The sequence below is a fragment of the Pseudarthrobacter phenanthrenivorans genome (genome assembly GCF_036455295.1).
Lineage (GTDB): Bacteria > Actinomycetota > Actinomycetes > Actinomycetales > Micrococcaceae > Arthrobacter > Arthrobacter phenanthrenivorans_C.
The window spans coordinates 36,028-53,018 of record NZ_JAYXNX010000016.1; the positions used below are offsets into that span (position 1 = coordinate 36,028).

Here is a 16,991-nt window from a genome sequence, read left to right on the forward strand (position 1 = left end):
GCGCCGGGCACTGTGGTGCGCTGGATGCTGCTGGTACTTCCGGCGAAGCGCGCGGCTACTTGGCGTACTGCGGCAACCTGACCGGCTCGCCGGTCGAAGGCTGGACGTTGTAGGTCCGCAGCGTCTGGCTCATGACCGACCGGAACACCGGCCCGTTGGTGATGCCGTAAATGCTGCCCTTCGGCCGCTGGAGCACCACCTCCACAATAAACCGCGGATCATCCATCGGCGCCATTCCCACGATGGAGGCCGTGTAGCCGCAGTAGCCCGGCTTCCCGTCGTCGCAGGGTGATTCCGACGTACCGGTCTTGGCTCCCACCCGATAACCATCGATGCCCGCGTCCTTGATTTCACCCTCGGTGACGGCGCTTTCCAGGATGTCCTTGACCTGGTGGGCCGTATTGTCGGAGACAACCCGCCGCGATGGCTGGGCCGGCACTTTCTCCTCGGTGCCGTCGGGGGAAATGTAGGAGTCAATCAAGCGTGGCTGCAGCATGACGCCGTCGTTGGCGATGGTTTGGTAGGCCCGGACGGTCTGCAGCGTGGACTGGGACACGCCCTGGCCGAAGAGCACCGTGTACTGCTGCCGTCCGTCCCACTGGTCAGGCGGCGACAGGATGCCTGAAGCCGTCGCGGGAAGTCCAATGTCCGGCGCCTCGCCGATTCCGAACTTCTTCAGCCAGTCGTAGCGCTGTTCCTTGCTCAGACGCTGTCCGGCCATCACCGTTCCGGTGTTCATGGAGTATCCGATGATGCCCGCCAGGGTCCGTTCCTCGGTCCCGTGCGTGAACGCGTCGCTGAAGGTCTGGCCGTCCACCGTGTAAGTGGGCGGAATGGTGAATTTGTCCAGGGGGCTGGCAAGGCCTTCATCGATGACCGACGCCGCGGTGATCATTTTTTCCACTGATCCCGGTTCGTAGGCTGCCGTGACCGAGCGGGTGCCGCGGTCCTTCGCTGCGACCAGTCCGGGGTTGTTGGGGTCCGGTGCGTTGGTGTCCGCCAAGGCCAGCAGGTTTCCCGTCTTGGCATCCATCACAATGATGACGCCCCATTCGGCGCTGAGTTTGTCCGTCTGGCTCTGGATGGCCTGCTGCGCGAAATACTGAAGATCGGAATTAAGGGTGAGCTTGACGTCCTTGCCGTTCTGGGGCGGGGTTAACTCGTCGAGGCCCACGGGAATGCGGAGCCCATCGGCGCCGATCTCAAAGACGCGCTTGCCGTCCTTGCCCTTCAGCTGGTCGTCCTGGGTCTGCTCAATGCCTGCCAGCCCAGTGGTGCCGTCCTGCAGGAAGCCCACCACGCCCCCGGCAACAGCACCGTTCGGGTATACCCGCTTGCTGACGCCTTCGGCGACGATGCCGGGCACCTGCAGCTTGGAGATGCGGTCCTCGACGTCCGGCTTTACTTCCTTGGCCACGATGAAGTAGGGCTGATCGCCGGTTACGGCGTTCCGGACAGCGTTCGTGTCCATGCCGAGCGCCGCGGCAAGTTCTGTGATGGCCTGGTCACGGCTCACGTCAACCAGTTTGTCGTGGCCGTCGGCCTGGGGTTCGTACCGCTTATAGGAGTCGGTCTTGGTGTTGACGCGCTGGTCCACGACGATGTTGTAGCGGATCACACTGTTGGCGAGGACGGTTCCGCGGGAATCAAGGATGCTGCCCCGCTCCGCAGGCAGGACTGCGGACGTCATCCGGCTGTTCAGTGCGGCTTCCGCCATGCCTCCGACGTCCAGCCCCTGGACCAGGAACAGTTTGCCGCCCACCACCAGCAACAGGGTGAGCATGAGGCCCAGTCCCAGGCGCAAGCGCTTCGTGGCGTTGGGTGCCTTGCTGTTTCCTGACTTGCCGGTCGTCTCCGCCACCGTGATATTCCTTGCTGCTCGACGCTGGTGCGTGTCCTGCCTGTGGTCTACTGACCCGGGGCCTTCTGCTGGGGTGCCGGTACGGAACCGCCGTGAAGTTCGGGGGCGTGAGCCGCCGCTGCGGCTGCGGCCTTATCAGCGGCCGCCTTCTGCGCAGCAGCAGCCTTATCGGCGGCCGCCTGGGCAGCGTCGGCCGGGCCGGCCGCGGGAGAAGCATTGCCTGCCCCCGAAGTGGCGGCCTTGTCCGCAGCTGCACTCGTGGACGCCGGCGGCACGTTGAGCTGGCCAGCAACCGCAGGTGACGGGATGACGGCTCCCGGTGCTGCGCCCTTGACTGCAGGGACCGCCTTTCCGGTCACCGACAGCGTGGACAGGTCGATCTGGCCCTTGACCGCCGACGGAACCATGCCCAGCTCAGTGGCCTTGGCCGCCAGGTTCTGCGGAGCCTGGAAATTCTGCACCTGCTGGGTGAGATCCTGGTTGGTCTTGGTCAGGCTGCTCTGTTTGGCGCGCAGCTCGACCAGCTGGTACTGCGAGGTGGAGACCGAGATATTGAGGACCAGCACCGCAACCAATGCCACCGCAAGCATGCCAAAGCACAGCACCACGAAAGGGGCGCGGCGTTTTCGCGGTGCCGTGCGGACTACGGAGAGCGGTGTACGGCCCTTCCGGGTGCCGCCCGGTTCGCCTGCCGGCCTGGGATCGGCCGCCGAACTGCCGGAAACGATGGGAAAGTTCTTGACGGCGGCGGTGCTCATGCAGCTCTCCTGGCTCTGATTCGTTCTGCCGCGCGCAGCCTGGCGGAGGCAGCGCGCGGGTTTTCGGCGATTTCGACGGCGGTGGGCACCTCGGTGCCCTTAGTCAGGGTCTTGAGTTCGGGCTTGTGTTCTTCCAGTTCGACGGGGAACCCGAGCGGAGCGGAAGATTTGGAACGAGCCTGGAAAACGCTTTTGACGATCTTGTCCTCCAGCGAGTGGTAGGACATGACCACGATGCGGCCGCCAAGGGCCAGGGAATCGACGGCGGCAGGCACTGCCCTTTCCAGGACGTCGAGTTCTTCATTGACTTCGATGCGAAGGGCCTGGAAGGTCCGTTTGGCCGGATGTCCGCCGGACTTTGCAGCAGAAGCGGGAACAACGGCGCGGATTTGCTCCACCAACTCGCCGGTAGTGGAGAATTTTTTGGCGGCACGCGCCGTGACAATCCTGTTGGCGATGCGTCCGGCGAACTTTTCCTCGCCCCACTTGCGGATGATCCGGACGAGGTCTTCTTCGCTGTAGGTGTTCACTACGTCGGCCGCAGTCTGGCCACGGCTGGTATCCATGCGCATGTCCAGCGGGGCATCGAACGAGTAGGCGAAACCACGCTCGCGCTCGTCAAGCTGCAGGGAGGAGACGCCGAGATCCATCAGGATCCCGTGTACCTCGGACACCCCCAGGTCTGCCAACACGTCCTGGATCTCGTCGTACACCGCGTGGACGAGGTCCGTCCGGGCGGCGAAAGGAGCCAGGCGCTCCCCTGCGAGGGCAAGCGCTTCCTCGTCACGGTCGATACCGATGAGGTGGAGGTCCGGAAACCTCTGGAGCATGGCTTCAGAGTGCCCACCCATGCCCAGGGTCGTGTCCACGGCAACAGGCGTCTCGCCACGCAGCCGTGCGGCTTCAAATCCCGGTGCCAACAAATTGATGCACCGGTCGCGGAGGACCGGCACATGGCGTTCGGACGTGGGCTTGGGTCGTTCGGTCATGCCTGGTCCTTTCCCGCCGTCGTTGTCACCTGCTGCGCTTCTGGGACCAGATCCCCATCCGCACCTACCGTCCCGCCTGCCTGGCTCCGGGGAAGGTGAGCCAGGTTGGCAGCCGATGGGCCGGCTGGAGATCTCGTCCAAGAAACCCCTGCCGCCCTACTCCGGGATTCAGAGAATGCCCGGAATGGGATCGTCAGTTTCGGAAAAGGCTGTTTCCTTCTCCGCGAGGTATTCATTCCAAGCCTGGGCGTCCCAGATCTCGGCGCGGGTACCGGCGCCGATCACGGCAAGTTCCCTTCCGAGTCCTGCATACTCCCGGAGCGCCGGTGGAATGGTCACGCGCCCCTGCTTGTCAGGTACCTCGTCAGAGGCTCCAGAGAGAAATACGCGGATATAGTCACGCGCCTGCTTGGAGGAAATTGGTGCCTCCCGCATCTGCTCGTGGACCCGTGCAAATTCCTTCTCACTGAAGACGTAGATGCAACGTTCCTGGCCCCTTGTGAGCACCAGTCCGCTGGCAAGCTCCTCCCGGAACTTAGCGGGGAGAATGATCCGTCCCTTTTCATCCAGACGCGGCGAGTGAGTGCCCAGAAACACTGGCCCACCGCCTGTCCGCCGTCAGGAACTGCACATCCCCTATGTTGCAACCACCCTCTTATGTCCTCCACATTACTCCACTTTCCACCACAGTCAACGCAATCGGGCCCCCACGCGCGCCTAAATGTGGGAAAAGATGCTGCAAACAGCCCGATTTTCCGCGGTGGTGGAAAGTGGAGGGATTTTTCCCAATAGGGGGTCCACTGGGGAGGCCACGAAACCCTGCGGGCGGGGCAACTCATCGTCAGAACGGGCTTAAACACGAAAAGACCCGCCGAAGCGGGTCTTTTCGCGCACTTCCCGATTACATGGGGAGCGGAATGGAGGAGCCGGGAACCTGGAGGCGCGGACGCTTAGGGCTCGCCCCTGCGGCGCTCGTCCCAACGCTCTTCAAGGCTGCTCATGAATGAGCTGCGCTGCTTGCCGGACTTTCCCCCGCCGCCCTTGGCGCCGGTTCTTCCGCGGGAACTTCGCAGGGTGGCAAAGTAGACTCCACCACCCATCACCACGAAGCCCAGTACGCCCACAAAGATGTTCTGGAGGGTGACACCGACCAGCAGCAGGAACACGCCGGCAAGTGCACACAGGACTCCAATGACCACATGCCTCGTGGACCATGAACGCCCCGGGTCCGAACCCATTGAGTTCGCAAATTTCGGGTCGTCCTCGTGAAGCTGCTTTTCAAGCTGCTCAAGCAGCTTCTGTTCGTGCTCCGACAGCGGCATCACGACCTCCTTTTGTAGGCCAACGTCCGGGCTGATCCCAGCCACTACTTCTACTCCGTAGAACGCCTGCTGTTGCTGGAAAGTTCCCGCTTTGCCGACGGTGGCCAAAGCAGATTCCAGCATGCGCCGCGGGAGCGGGAGCATGTCCAAGAGGGTCCGGCAGTAAGTCCATTCACTCGAAAACTATGTATCTCCAAGGATAGATTGTTGAGGGCTGAACTGAAAGACGGCAATGACTTGGGCGAAGGCCTCAGGCGGGCTGGTCGGCCCCGTCCCCGGCCCGGTTTTCCGGCTCCATCAGCCGTGCGGGCAGGACGGACTGGTTGCCGAACTTCCGCGTGACCAGGTCCAGCGCCTGTTCCGCCGCCCTCCAGTTCTCGTCCCTGCGGTCGATGCTGAGCTGAAGCGATGTCCGGGCCGCTTCCTCAAGCTGCTCCGCCCTTACCCCCACCAGCCGGACGGCCATGGCCCTGGGCCCCAGGGACTCGAGCAACTGAAGTGCCACTCCGTAGATCAGCTGGGCGCTGTCCACCGGCGTCTGCAGCGTCCTGCTGCGCGTGATGGTGGAAAAGTCGGCAAAGCGCAGTTTCAGGGCAACGGTCCGGGCCACCATGCCGGAACTGCGCAGCCGGCCCGCAGTACGGTGCGAAAGCCGCAGCAGTTCGCGGCGAAGAAGCCCGTCGTCATCCGTGTCCGTCGCAAAGGTCTCTTCTGCCCCGATGCTTTTTTCAAGACGCACCGGCGTCACCGGGCGGGGATCAATGCCCGAGGCAAGGCGGTACACATGTTCCCCCGCAGCTCCCAGCACCCTCTTTAAAGAGGACACGGGGGTGGCTGCCACATCCGCAACTGTCCTGATTCCCATCTTTGCCAAGACCTCCCCGGTCTTGGCGCCCACACCCCACAGGGCACCCACGGGAAGGCTGTGAAGATAGGGCACTGTTTCGTCCGGACCGATCATCAGCAGCCCGTCGGGCTTGCAGCGGGTGGAGGCAATCTTCGCAACGAACTTGGTTTCCGCGATTCCCACGGACGCGGTGATGCCCAGTTCTGCAGCCACGCGCCGCCGGACCAGCTCCCCAATTCCCCTGGGCGGCCCCAACCGCCGAATAGCGCCGGTGACGTCCAGGAAGGCCTCGTCCACGCTGAGCGGCTCGACCAGACCCGTGATGGACTCGAAAATGCCCATCAGCTGCCCGGACACCTCGTAGTACAGCTTGTGCCGGGGCTCAATGACCACTGCCTGCGGGCACATCCGCATCGCAACGGCCATAGGCATGGCGGACTTAACGCCGAAGGCGCGGGCCTCGTAAGATCCCGAGAGGACTACCGAGCGCTCACCCGGAAAGCCGACGATGACAGGCTTGCCGCGAAGCTCCGGCCGCGTCCGCAGCTCCACGGAAACAAAGAAGGCATCCATGTCCACGTGCATGATGCACGTGCGCCGCCCGCCGGTAAGGCGCGCGGCGGATGACTGGTTTGTACCTGCGGGCCCCACGACTGCAATCCTAGCCGTTTGGCAGGACCCCGCAGGAGGCTGGCTAAACTGGAGGCTGGTTCCGCCAACAACACCAGGAGGAAAGTCTCTGTGACGGCTATTGGAAACTACAAGCCAGCTGGCCTGGCCGCGCTTGCCGCCGTCGTGGCGATGGCTCTGGCCGCATGCAGCCAGGCCCCGTCCGGGCAGGCAGAGCCATCCCAGCCGGCGTCAGTCGCCGCCACCCAATCCACGCTCACGGCATCCCCAAGCCCCTCGGCATCGCCCAACACGTCAGCAACCGTGGGCGCGGTGGTGCAAGGCTTTCCGCAGCAGCTCCTGCCCCTGATGACCGGAGCAACTGTGGTTTCCAGCAGCTTCGACAAAGCCTCATCGCCCGCTACGGCCGCGCTCGTGGGGACGGTGAAGGCCCCCACCGCCTCCGTCATCGATTTCTACACCAAAACGTTGGAAGGGGAAGGGTTCAAAGCCGTTCCCGGTGACAAGGTGGGGACGCTGGCCTCCAAGGATTTCGTCCGCGGAGACGCCGAGACCGTTAACCTGTCCGTGGTTGAAACGGATGGCGTGTCCACATTCACCATTGGCGCCAATGTGGCAGCTGAGTCAGCCAAGTGACGGCCGCGGAGCAACTGCGCAATGAACAAGCCGACTTCGTAGCGGGGGTGGCCGGCGAGCTGACCGGCTTCCTGACTACGCGGCAGTCCGTGATGGCCGGCATTTCCCCGGACATCGAACCCATCATGGGCTCCATCTCCAACCTGGTCACCGGCGGAAAGCGCCTCCGTGCACTGATGTGCTACTGGGGCTGGCGCGGCGCCGGCGGCGGGGCGGGGGCAAGCGAAGTGGTCACTGCCGGTGCCGCGCTCGAGCTGTTCCAGGCTGCAGCACTCATCCATGACGACATCATCGACCGTTCTGACACCAGGCGGGGCGGTCCAAGCGTGCACCGCAGGTTCACCCAGCTGCACACTTCCCAGGGATGGGCGCTGGACAGTGAACGGTTCGGGCAGGCGGCGGCCATCCTCGCCGGTGATCTGTGCCTGTCCTTCAGCGAGGAGGCCTTTACCGACATCGGTGAACGGGCTGCCTCGGGAAGCAGGGCGCGGCTGATATTCAACCTCATGCGTGCCGAGGTTATGGCCGGCCAATACCTGGACATCCTCGAAGAAGTGGCCGGCCCGGTCCGGGACCGGGCCGGCGCCGTCAGCAGGGCACAATCCATCATCCGCTTCAAGAGCGCAAAGTACTCCACCGAGCACCCTCTGGCTTTGGGCGGTGCCCTCGCCGGCGCTTCGAATGATCTGCTCCGCGGCTATTCGGCATTCGCCCTTCCCCTCGGCGAAGCCTTCCAGCTCCGCGATGACGTCCTCGGCGTCTTTGGTGATCCCCTGACGACCGGCAAGCCGGCCGGCGATGACCTGAGGGAAGGAAAGCGCACCGTACTGGTGGCCCTTGCCCTGGACCAGGCCTCGCCGGAAGAATCTGCATTCATTGATGCCAGCCTGGGCAGCCCCGACTTGTCGGAGGCTGACATCCTTGAGATCCGGCGCATTATCGAAGATTCGGGAGCCCTGCAGGCCACCGAGGTGCTGATCAGCGAATTCGGTGCTGCCGCGTTCGATGCCCTTGAAGGACTTCCTTTGGACGAGCTGCCCAAAACAGCTCTGAAGCGGCTGGCCGAAGCAACGGTCAGCCGCACCTCCTGAGAGCCGGGTGGCTCACCAGGCCAGCGTTTGGGCCCTTCTCCGGATTTCGGTCTTGCGGCCTTCCCGCAGTGCGTCGATGGGGCGCCCGCGCAGGGACTCGTCTTCGGTGAACAGCCACACGATCAGGTCCTCATCGGAGTAGCCCGCATCCGCGAGCACCACGATCGTCCCCTTAAGACTGTCCACAACCTGGCCGTCCTGGATGAATTCCGCAGGAACCGACCGAATTTTCCGTTCCCCGACCCTTAATGCCGCCAAGGCACGTTCATCGATAAGGCTGTGCACTTTGGTGACTGAAACATCCAATAAACGGGCGACGTCGGGCAGCGGCAACCACTCGCCCACCAGGTTTTCTACATTACTCACGGATCAAGGGTGCCACGCTGGCCGTCCCGGCGCCTAGCCGGGTTAATTCAACCGGCCCCCGACCTGCGGACACTCCCGGAAAGAGGGCATTACAGGGAATCCCAAAATTCTTGTGCTAATCGCAAATTCGTGAGAGATTCTCATTGATCACAGTTGTAACACGAATAACTTAAGTCACAGTAGTATCAAGAACGACAGCGGCCTCCCCGTCCGCTCCGCACCCGCAGTTGAGAAGAGGATCTTTTCCGATGACGATGTCCCGCTCGCCCAAGCAGCCCCCCAAGCCGAGTCTGCCGATGATCGCCGCCACCACTGCGGCGCTGCCAGCGGTCGTTATGTCCTCCCTCGCCCTGGCCCAGCCTGCCCTGGCCGTACAGCCGGCGCGGAGCATTCCCAGCAGCCTGGCAGCGGCAATGAAAGCCCAGGCCGCTGCTGAGGCGGCGGGCTCAGTGATACCTGCCGCTTTCGTCTCAACGACTATTCCCGCAGCGTTCCAGCCGGCGCAGCCGGCTGCACCTGCGGAGTACACAATTGTCCGCGGTGATACGGTGAGCGCGATTGCCGGCCGTTTCGGCCTGGACACCGGGGAGATCCTCAAGCTGAACAACCTGCAGTCGAACACCATCATCTACCCGGGACAGAAGATCAAGCTGTCCGGCTCACCCGCCCCCGCGGCCCCTGCTCCGGCGCCCGCCCCGGCAGCGCCGGCTCCGGCGCCCTCAGGCGATGCCAGCTACACCGTGAAGCCCGGCGACACCCTGGGCGCCATCGCGGCACGGCACAACGTGGCACTTTCGGACGTCTTTGCGTGGAACAACCTCTCAATGCGTTCCATCATCTACCCGGGACAGAAGATCAAGGTGGGCGCCGGCGATTCCACTCCCCCAGCCCCAGCCGCGGCCCCTGCACCTGCACCTGCTCCGGCACCCGCCCTGGCAAACACCTCAGCGCCCGCGGCCGGCTCTTACACCATCAAGGCCGGTGACACGCTTTCCGCCATTGCATCCCGCAATGGGGTCAAGCTCGCCGACCTGCTGGCGGCCAACAAGCTGAGCATGTCGACGATCATCTACCCCGGCAGCAAGCTGGTGATTCCCGGCGGCTCCGCGCAGCCGGCAGCAGCGCCGCAGCCGGCAGCCGCTCCCCTGGTGCCCAGTACCTTCCTCGGATTCAGCTACCCCGCCGCCGTTGTCAGCTCGGCCAATGCGAACAAGGCACTGCTGAACGCTTCGCCTGTTCCCTCACGGGATGAAATGAAGAACATCGTCGCCGACACAGCGCGGCGCATGGGCGTGGATCCGTCGCTGGCACTGGCATTTGCGTACCAGGAATCCGGCTTCAACCAGCGGTCCGTCTCACCCGCCAATGCAATCGGCACCATGCAGATCATCCCGAGCTCCGGCCAGTGGGCATCGGACTTGGTGGGACGGAAGCTGAACCTCCTGGATCCCTATGACAACGCCACCGCCGGCGTGGCCATCATCCGCCAGCTTCTGGCAACCAGCAAGGACCAGGACACCGCCCTTGCCGGTTATTACCAGGGCCAGTACTCGGTGAGCAAGTACGGCATGTACGACGACACCAAGGCATATGTCGCCGCCATCAAGGCGCACCAGAAGAACTTCCAATAGCCTCTTCCACTGGCCACGCCAGTGCGGCGGGTCCGAACCGTTACCGGTTCGGACCCGTTTTCGTTTCGGACGCCTTTTGCTGCGGGATTAGGATCGTAAGGTGCAGGAAGACGTGTCAGACCCAGTTGCAGGGACGCTGGTGGACAGCCGCTATGCAGTCACTTCCAGGCTTGCCCGAGGCGGCATGTCCACCGTCTACCTCGCCGTGGACCAGAGGCTGGACCGCGAGGTGGCGCTCAAAGTGCTGCACCCGCACCTTGCTTCCGATGACAACTTTCTCGACAGGCTGGGCCGGGAAGCAAAGGCGGCCGCGCGCCTTTCACATCCGCACGTGGTGGGTGTCCTGGACCAGGGCCACGACGGAAACACCGCGTACCTGGTCATGGAGTACATCAAGGGCCATACGCTTCGGGACCTGCTCAGGGACAGGGGTGCGCTGACTCCCCGACTGGCCCTGGCACTGATCGACCCCGTGGTGGAGGGCCTCGGCGCTGCCCACGCAGCCGGCTTCATCCACCGTGATGTGAAGCCCGAGAATGTCCTGATCGCCGATGACGGCAGGATCAAGATTGGCGACTTTGGACTGGCCAGGGCGGTCACCAGCTCGACCAGCACCGGGGCTCTGCTTGGAACTCTGGCCTATATCTCGCCGGAGCTCGTCCTCGGCAAGCCGGCAGACGCCCGCAGTGACGTCTACTCCGTGGGCATCATGCTGTACGAGATGCTCACGGGCCGGCAACCGTTCGAGGGCGAGGTACCCGTCCAGGTGGCTTACCAGCATGTCAACGGCACCGTGGGACCGCCGTCGCTGCTGGTGCCCGGGCTGGCCGGCGAGGTGGACGAACTGGTGCAGTGGTGTACCGCCAACGACCCGGAAAACCGGCCCGTTGACGGGAATGCGCTGCTCCAGGAACTCCGGCACATCCGGACGAACCTCACGGATGCGGAACTGGACCTGCAACCACCTGCAGCAGCGGCCGCCGCACCCCAGCACCAGACGGAGGTCCTGGCCCGGGCCAGCAATCCAACCACCGTGCTGCCTCCGGGGCGGCCGGCGGCGCCCGCTTACCTGCCCGGACAATCCTGGCAGGTGCCGGACCGGACGGCAGAGGAACATGGGGCGCCCCAGGTCCGCCATCAACAGCGTGGCAGCCTGACGGTGCCCGACGACGACGAGGCCGACATCGGCTGGCCTCCCCCGCCGCCGCGGCTGGGCAAGAGGGCCCAGCGCCGGGCTGACCGGGATAGCGAAAGGCTCCGCGCCGCGGCCGCAGCCACTCCCGTGCGTACGCTGCGTGAAGGGAACCCGCGGCGCCGGGGCGTCCTCTGGGTAGTGGTCCTCATCATTGCCGCTCTACTGGCAACCGGCGCCGGATGGTTCTTCGGCATGGGGCCCGGTGCTGCAGCTGCCGTCCCTGCGGTGGCCAACAAGACCGTGGCACAGGCGCAGCAGTTACTCAGCGGAGCGGGCTTCCACTCCAACACCAGCGATGTCTTCGACGACGAGGTTCCCACCGGGCTGGTGGTGGGCAGCGAACCCGCCGCCGGGACCGAGATCCGGAAGTTCCAGCCTGTCTCCCTGCTGGTGTCGAAGGGTCCCCAGCTCTTCCCGTTGCCGAATCTCACCGGCGGCACCCTGGACGCGGCGAAGAATGCGCTCAACGCGGCGGAGATGGCGCTGGGGACCGTCTCCGAAAGGTTTGACGAGAACGCACCTGCGGGCGCCGTCCTGTCCCAGGATCCCGCTCCCGGCATCCCCGCGCGCCATGGCACGCCCGTGGCCCTCGGGGTCTCCAAGGGTCCACAGCCCATCCCTGTTCCCGAAGTCATTGGAAAGCCCAGGAACGACGCAGTGGCTGCGGTCCAGGCAGCCGGGCTGACAGCTGAGGTGGCTCCGGATGAAGTGTTCGACCGGAACGTCCCTGAAGGTGCCGTCGTCAGCCAGTCCCCTGCCAACGGGACCCTGAACCGGGGTGGTACGGTCACGCTGACCATTTCCAAGGGACCAAGGATGGTCAAGGTTCCCAGCTATATCGGGAAACAGGCATCAGACGCACGCAAGGCGCTGGAGGCTTTGGGCTTCCAGGTCCGGGTCAACAACATCCTGGGCGGTTTCTTCGGGACGGTCCGGGACCAGTCGCCGGTGGATCGCGAGGTACCGGAGGGTTCCGTCGTCACCATCACGGTGGTATAGCGAAGGGGGCCGGCAGCGCCGGCCCCCGTCAGTCCGGACCGCTGTCCGGGTGTTTGGCTAAAGTCCTAGTGCTTGGCGAGGGCGCCGGCCACCAGGAAGGCCATTTCGAGTGACTGCATATGGTTCAGGCGGGGATCGCAGACGGACTCATAGCGGTCCAGGAAGGCGTCCTGGTCAATCGGGTCCGCGCCGCCCAGGCACTCGGCCACGTCGTCGCCGGTCATCTCAACATGCAACCCGCCCGGTACCGTCCCCAGGCCATGGTGCACCTCGAAGAAGCCGCGCACTTCGTCGATGACGTCGTCGAAGTTGCGCGTCTTGTAGCCGTTGGGCGAGGTGACCGTGTTGCCGTGCATGGGATCAGTGACCCAGAGGACCTGCGCTCCTGAGGCAGTGACCTTTTCGACGACGGCCGGCAGCTTCTCCCGGATGTTGCCGGCGCCCATGCGCGTGATGAAGGTGAGGCGCCCCGGCTCGCGCTCGGGGTCCAGCTTGTCGATCAGGCGCAGGGCATCATCCCCGGTGGTGGACGGGCCAAGCTTCACGCCGATGGGGTTGCGAACCCGGGAGAGGAAATCGACGTGGGCATGGTCCAGTTCCCGGGTACGCTCCCCGATCCACAGGAAGTGCGCGGAAGTGTCGTACGGGAAGCCGGTACGGGAGTCGATGCGCGTCAGGGCACGTTCGTAGTCCAGCAGCAGTGCCTCGTGGCTGGCGAAGAACTCGACGCGCTTCAGGGCCTCAAAATCTGCGCCGCAGGAATCCATGAACTTGATGGCCCGGTCGATGTCACGGGCAAGTGACTCGTAACGCGCGTGGGCCGGGTTCTCCGTGAAGCCCTTGTTCCACTGGTGCACGGAGCGCAGGTCGGCGAAACCGCCCTGCGTGAAGGCCCGGATGAGGTTCAGCGTGGAAGCGGAGGTGTGGTACGCGCGCAGCATCCGGGAAGCGTCGTGGCCCCTCGACTCAGGCGTGAAGTCGTACCCGTTGACGATGTCGCCGCGGTAAGCGGGCAGGGTTACGCCGTCCCGGGTTTCGTCGTTGGAGGAACGGGGCTTGGCGAACTGGCCGGCCATGCGGCCCATCTTGATGACGGGCATCGCTGCACCGTAGGTCAGGACTACGGCCATCTGGAGGATCGTCTTGACGCGGGCGCTGATCTTATCCGCCGTGGCGGCGTCGAAGGTTTCGGCGCAGTCGCCGCCCTGGAGCAGGAATGCCTTGCCCTGGGCGGCAGCGGCCAGCCGCTCGCGCAGCACATCCACTTCACCTGCGAACACCAGGGGCGGAACGACTGACAATTCCTTCACGGAAGCCTCAAAAACGTCCTGGTCCTGCCAGCTGGGCTGCTGGGAGATGGGAAGGTCCCGCCAGTTGTCCAGTCCCGGATAGTTGGCGGCTCCGCTCTGGGCGGTGCTGGACAGCGAAAAGGCGGGTTTTGCAGATAGCTCAGTCACCCTCTAAGACTAGCGGCAGGGCGGCACCGGCGGGCACCGGCCCGTCACGCTCCCCACTCCCGCCGTCACAACCATGGCGGCGGGCAGGAGGTGCAGCTATCCAGCGGCTGTTGTCCCGGCGTCGTCCTCTCCAACCGGGTGCGCGGACGCCGGGCTGCCATTGGCCGCAGCCTCGTCCTGCACGAACTCGCCCTGGGCGGCCACCGGGGCCGCAAGGGGTTCGGCCGCAGCCTGCGGTTCCCCGGGTTTCCCGGCGAGCCGAAGCTTAACCACGGCCGCGTATTCATCCACGTACTCCTGCCCCGAAAGGCGCATCAGCCGGGCCATGATCTCGTCAGTGACCTTGCGCTGGACCGTCCTGTCCCCGGCCTGGTCCCGGTACTGGCTGAAGTCGAGGGGCTCGCCGAAGATCATCCCGATCCTGCGGATGTTGGGCAGCCGCTTGCCAATGGGCTGGACCTTGTCGGTCCCGATCATGGCAACGGGAATGACGGGCACACCCGCCTGCAGCGCAAGCCTGGCCACGCCCACTTTTCCGCGGTACATCCGCCCGTCCGGGCTTCTGGTGCCTTCCGGGTAGATGCCGAGCAGGCCCCCGGCGTTGAGCACTTCCATGCCGGCGTTCAGCGACGCGGCTGAGGCGGCGCCACCGGAGCGGTCCATGGGGAGCTGGTTGGTCAGGCGGAAGAAGGCCGCCGTCAGCCTGCCCTTGATACCCGTGCCGGTGAAGTACTCCGACTTCGCCAGGAAGACCACGGGCCGGCGCACCATCAGCGGCATGAAGATGGAATCGGAAAACGACAGGTGGTTGGAGGCGATGATGGCCGCCCCCTGCGCCGGAATATTGTCCAGGCCTTTGACCCACGGCCGAAAAAGCAACTTGATCACCGGACCGAGGAAGATCCTCTTCATGACCCAATAGAACACGTGGTGAACCTCTCCGGAAGGCAGCCCCCAAGCCCTGCATCGGGCCTGGCCAGCGAATCAATGCAACCCTACTCTAGTGAGAATTGACTGGAACAGTGACACGATGGAGTCATGACTGAAAGCAGCACTGCGCCCCGTCCTGCCGCTTTCAACCATCCGGGCCACGGAGCCAATGCCCGCATAGGGGTGGCCATCTGCCACGGCTTCACGGGCAGCCCACTGAGCATCATGCCGTGGGCGCAGCACCTGGCAGACCTGGGGTACGCCGTCTCGGTCCCCCTGCTGCCCGGCCACGGAACCGACTGGCGGCAACTCGCATCCACAGGCTGGAAGGACTGGTACGGGACCTACGAGAAGGCATTCCTTGAACTGGCGGGGCGGACGGACGCCTGCTTCACCGCCGGCCTGTCCATGGGCGGGGCCATCGCGCTGCTGGCGGCAGCACGCCACCCGGCGGCAGGGGTGAGCGTGGTCAATCCGGGCCTGAGCTTCTATGACCGGAGGGTCCGGGTCATCGCTCTGCTCAAGTACCTCCAGCGGACCACCGTCCCGATCCAGGAGGACCAGACCAACGCGCCGGCAACCAACGATGGCGACTACTCGCTGACTCCGCTGGCCGCGGTTCACGAATTGAAGAAGCTGTTCGCCGTGACGGTGCGGAGCCTCCCCCGGGTGGACGCTCCCGTCCAGGTCTTCAAGTCCCGCACTGACTCGGTGGTTCCGCCCACGTCCCTTGCGCTCCTTCGAAAGAGGCTGGGCGCAAGGCTCACCGATGTGGTGGACCTTGCCAGCAGCGGGCATGTGGCTACTCTGGACGTTGACGCGCCCGCCATCTTTGCCAGGTCGGGGGAATTCGTCGACTCCCACGCCAACCGCACCACCCCATTGGAGACGCCATGACGTCCGGCCCTGACCACAGCCCGTTCAGCAGCGCCTTCAGCGGCGAAGGCCACCGCGCCGGCGTGGTCCTTTCCCATGGGTTCACAGGAAGCCCGCATAGCCTGCGTGCGTGGGCGAACGCATTCGCCGGGGCCGGTTTCGCCGTCCGGATGCCGTTGCTTCCCGGCCACGGAACGACATGGCAGGATCTTGCCCGCACGCGGTGGCAGCAGTGGCACGGTGCCCTGGATGCTGCGTTCCTGGAACTCGATGCCGAGTGCGACCAAGTCTTCGCGGCCGGGCTCAGCATGGGCGGGGCGCTGGCCCTCCGCATCGCCGCTACCCGCCCCGTGGCCGGCGTGGTCCTGGTGAATCCCGCGTTGGTGGTCGACGATCCCCGGGCGCCGCTGGCCGGAATCCTCAAGCTGGTCCTGAAAAGCACCCCTTCGATCGGCAACGACATCCTGAAGGCCGGCATGGATGAAGGCGCCTACGCCCGCACTCCCGTAGCGGCCGCCCACGAGCTGAACAAGATGTTCAAGGACACAGTCCGGCTCCTTCCCAGGGTCACGGCGCCCGTCCAGGTGTACCGCTCTGCCGTGGACCATGTGGTGTCCGATTCCAGCATGGCCGCCCTGCGGCGCGGGCTGGCAAACGCTCCCCTTGAGGTCGTCCGGCTCGAAAACAGCTACCACGTGGCTACCCTGGACAACGATGCAGACCAGATCTTTGAGGGGTCTGTGGAGTTTGTTCAGAGGGTGTTGCAGGATACGCCGGGCGCCCCGACGGAAAGCGGTCAGGAGGTCCGCAGTGAACAGGCCTGACTCCGAACAGCCGGACCAGGGTGCCAACCAGGACGACGCCGTATGGCTGGACCTGGTGGCGCGGCTGGAATCCGACACGGTGGCGATCCGCCCGGATCCACCGGGGGCCACTCAACAGCGGTCCCCCGCCGACGCCACGGAGGCCCCCGAAACACCCGGGGCGCCATCCTTCCGGGATTTCGATCCCCTGGGCCTGGCGGGGATGCCGCCGGCGGAAATGTCCGCGGCTGACCGCCAGGCGGAGGCACGCCGCGGGCGGGAAACCGGAGACGGAGGCCAGTCCACCGACCGTCCAAGGGACTATGAACTGGACGACGACGGCGACGAGTTCGTGCCGGAGGAGCCGCCCAGCCTCGCCGGCACCGCCCCCCTGACCATGCTCGCCTGGCTAGGTGCCGTAGGGGGACCGGTGGCGCTGTTGCTGTCCGCCATGTTTTGGCGTTCGGCACCCATGCTGGCCATTATCGGCATCGTTGCCGTGTTCGTCCTCGGCGCCGTGTACCTGATCATGAAACTGCCCCAGGAAAAGAACGGAGACGACGACGGCGCACGGGTCTAGCGGCGCAGCCCCCTGTCCCC

Annotated in this window: 16 protein-coding genes; 7 read left to right on the top strand and 9 right to left on the bottom strand. The window is 64.8% G+C overall.

Annotation, left to right across the window (positions count from 1 at the left end; all coding sequences use genetic code 11):
- Positions 1–55 precede the first annotated feature (55 nt).
- The 6 genes from VXJ37_RS17380 to dinB form a co-directional block, all read right to left on the bottom strand.
- A complete protein-coding gene (locus VXJ37_RS17380; protein WP_331324297.1) occupies positions 56–1,861 on the bottom strand; it encodes a peptidoglycan D,D-transpeptidase FtsI family protein in 1,806 nt (601 codons plus the stop codon).
- 47 nt (positions 1,862–1,908) lie between these two features.
- Positions 1,909–2,619, bottom strand: coding sequence for a hypothetical protein (locus VXJ37_RS17385; protein ID WP_331324298.1), 711 nt, complete (start codon positions 2,617–2,619; stop codon positions 1,909–1,911).
- Positions 2,616–3,608 (bottom strand): 16S rRNA (cytosine(1402)-N(4))-methyltransferase RsmH, encoded by a 993-nt coding sequence (gene rsmH / locus VXJ37_RS17390; RefSeq protein ID WP_331324299.1) that lies wholly within the window; start codon positions 3,606–3,608, stop codon positions 2,616–2,618. The genes VXJ37_RS17385 and rsmH overlap by 4 nt, the downstream gene beginning before the upstream one ends.
- 168 nt (positions 3,609–3,776) lie before the next feature.
- Positions 3,777–4,205 carry a division/cell wall cluster transcriptional repressor MraZ gene (mraZ, locus tag VXJ37_RS17395; RefSeq protein ID WP_018763545.1) on the bottom strand — a complete coding sequence of 143 codons (429 nt, stop codon included), beginning with the start codon at positions 4,203–4,205 and terminating at the stop codon, positions 3,777–3,779.
- Positions 4,206–4,558: 353 nt separating this feature from the next.
- On the bottom strand, positions 4,559–4,930 hold the full coding sequence (locus tag VXJ37_RS17400) for a DUF3040 domain-containing protein (RefSeq protein WP_331324300.1): 372 nt from the start codon (positions 4,928–4,930) through the stop codon (positions 4,559–4,561).
- A gap of 250 nt (positions 4,931–5,180) precedes the next feature.
- Positions 5,181–6,362 (bottom strand): DNA polymerase IV, encoded by a 1,182-nt coding sequence (dinB, locus tag VXJ37_RS17405; protein ID WP_440589832.1) that lies wholly within the window; start codon positions 6,360–6,362, stop codon positions 5,181–5,183.
- A 156-nt stretch (positions 6,363–6,518) separates the two neighbouring features.
- Between dinB and VXJ37_RS17410 the strand changes: the two genes are divergently transcribed.
- Complete coding sequence (locus VXJ37_RS17410; RefSeq protein WP_331324302.1) at positions 6,519–7,043, top strand: hypothetical protein; 525 nt, start codon at positions 6,519–6,521, stop codon at positions 7,041–7,043.
- Complete coding sequence (locus VXJ37_RS17415; protein ID WP_331324303.1) at positions 7,040–8,134, top strand: polyprenyl synthetase family protein; 1,095 nt, start codon at positions 7,040–7,042, stop codon at positions 8,132–8,134. Before VXJ37_RS17410 ends, VXJ37_RS17415 begins: the two co-directional genes overlap by 4 nt.
- 12 nt (positions 8,135–8,146) lie before the next feature.
- On the opposite strand, the gene VXJ37_RS17420 is transcribed toward VXJ37_RS17415, so the two are convergent.
- Positions 8,147–8,500 (bottom strand): Rv2175c family DNA-binding protein, encoded by a 354-nt coding sequence (locus tag VXJ37_RS17420; protein WP_331324304.1) that lies wholly within the window; start codon positions 8,498–8,500, stop codon positions 8,147–8,149.
- Between the two features lie 248 nt (positions 8,501–8,748).
- Here VXJ37_RS17420 and VXJ37_RS17425 point away from each other — a divergent pair, with 248 nt between their 5' ends.
- Both VXJ37_RS17425 and pknB read left to right on the top strand, forming a co-directional pair.
- Positions 8,749–10,131, top strand: coding sequence for a LysM peptidoglycan-binding domain-containing protein (locus tag VXJ37_RS17425; protein WP_331324305.1), 1,383 nt, complete (start codon positions 8,749–8,751; stop codon positions 10,129–10,131).
- Positions 10,132–10,231: 100 nt separating this feature from the next.
- The gene (gene pknB / locus VXJ37_RS17430) at positions 10,232–12,325 is read left to right on the top strand and encodes a Stk1 family PASTA domain-containing Ser/Thr kinase (protein ID WP_331324306.1); all 2,094 of its coding nucleotides are present in this window, start codon (positions 10,232–10,234) and stop codon (positions 12,323–12,325) included.
- Between the two features lie 65 nt (positions 12,326–12,390).
- Here pknB and VXJ37_RS17435 read toward each other — a convergent pair whose 3' ends face one another.
- Complete coding sequence (locus VXJ37_RS17435; protein ID WP_331324308.1) at positions 12,391–13,782, bottom strand: class II 3-deoxy-7-phosphoheptulonate synthase; 1,392 nt, start codon at positions 13,780–13,782, stop codon at positions 12,391–12,393.
- A gap of 96 nt (positions 13,783–13,878) precedes the next feature.
- The gene (locus VXJ37_RS17440; protein WP_331324309.1) at positions 13,879–14,709 is read right to left on the bottom strand and encodes a lysophospholipid acyltransferase family protein; all 831 of its coding nucleotides are present in this window, start codon (positions 14,707–14,709) and stop codon (positions 13,879–13,881) included.
- A 111-nt stretch (positions 14,710–14,820) separates the two neighbouring features.
- Here VXJ37_RS17440 and VXJ37_RS17445 point away from each other — a divergent pair, with 111 nt between their 5' ends.
- From VXJ37_RS17445 to VXJ37_RS17455, 3 genes are read left to right on the top strand one after another with little or no spacing between them, the layout of a single operon-like run.
- Entirely contained in the window at positions 14,821–15,609 is a 789-nt protein-coding gene (locus VXJ37_RS17445) for an alpha/beta hydrolase (protein ID WP_331324310.1), read from the top strand.
- Positions 15,606–16,412: an alpha/beta hydrolase gene (locus VXJ37_RS17450; protein WP_331324311.1), complete on the top strand. Its 807-nt coding sequence runs from the start codon at positions 15,606–15,608 to the stop codon at positions 16,410–16,412. Before VXJ37_RS17445 ends, VXJ37_RS17450 begins: the two co-directional genes overlap by 4 nt.
- Positions 16,399–16,971: a hypothetical protein gene (locus tag VXJ37_RS17455; RefSeq protein ID WP_331324312.1), complete on the top strand. Its 573-nt coding sequence runs from the start codon at positions 16,399–16,401 to the stop codon at positions 16,969–16,971. Before VXJ37_RS17450 ends, VXJ37_RS17455 begins: the two co-directional genes overlap by 14 nt.
- The last annotated feature ends 20 nt before the right edge of the window (positions 16,972–16,991 follow it).

Coding starts and splice junctions, on each gene's coding strand:
- VXJ37_RS17385 (WP_331324298.1), bottom strand. CDS start 2,619: ATGAGCACCGCCGCCGTCAAGAACTTTCCCATCGTTTCCGGCAGTTCG.
- rsmH (WP_331324299.1), bottom strand. CDS start 3,608: ATGACCGAACGACCCAAGCCCACGTCCGAACGCCATGTGCCGGTCCTC.
- VXJ37_RS17400 (WP_331324300.1), bottom strand. CDS start 4,930: ATGCCGCTGTCGGAGCACGAACAGAAGCTGCTTGAGCAGCTTGAAAAG.
- dinB (WP_440589832.1), bottom strand. CDS start 6,362: ATGCACGTGGACATGGATGCCTTCTTTGTTTCCGTGGAGCTGCGGACG.
- VXJ37_RS17425 (WP_331324305.1), top strand. CDS start 8,749: ATGACGATGTCCCGCTCGCCCAAGCAGCCCCCCAAGCCGAGTCTGCCG.
- VXJ37_RS17445 (WP_331324310.1), top strand. CDS start 14,821: ATGACTGAAAGCAGCACTGCGCCCCGTCCTGCCGCTTTCAACCATCCG.
- VXJ37_RS17450 (WP_331324311.1), top strand. CDS start 15,606: ATGACGTCCGGCCCTGACCACAGCCCGTTCAGCAGCGCCTTCAGCGGC.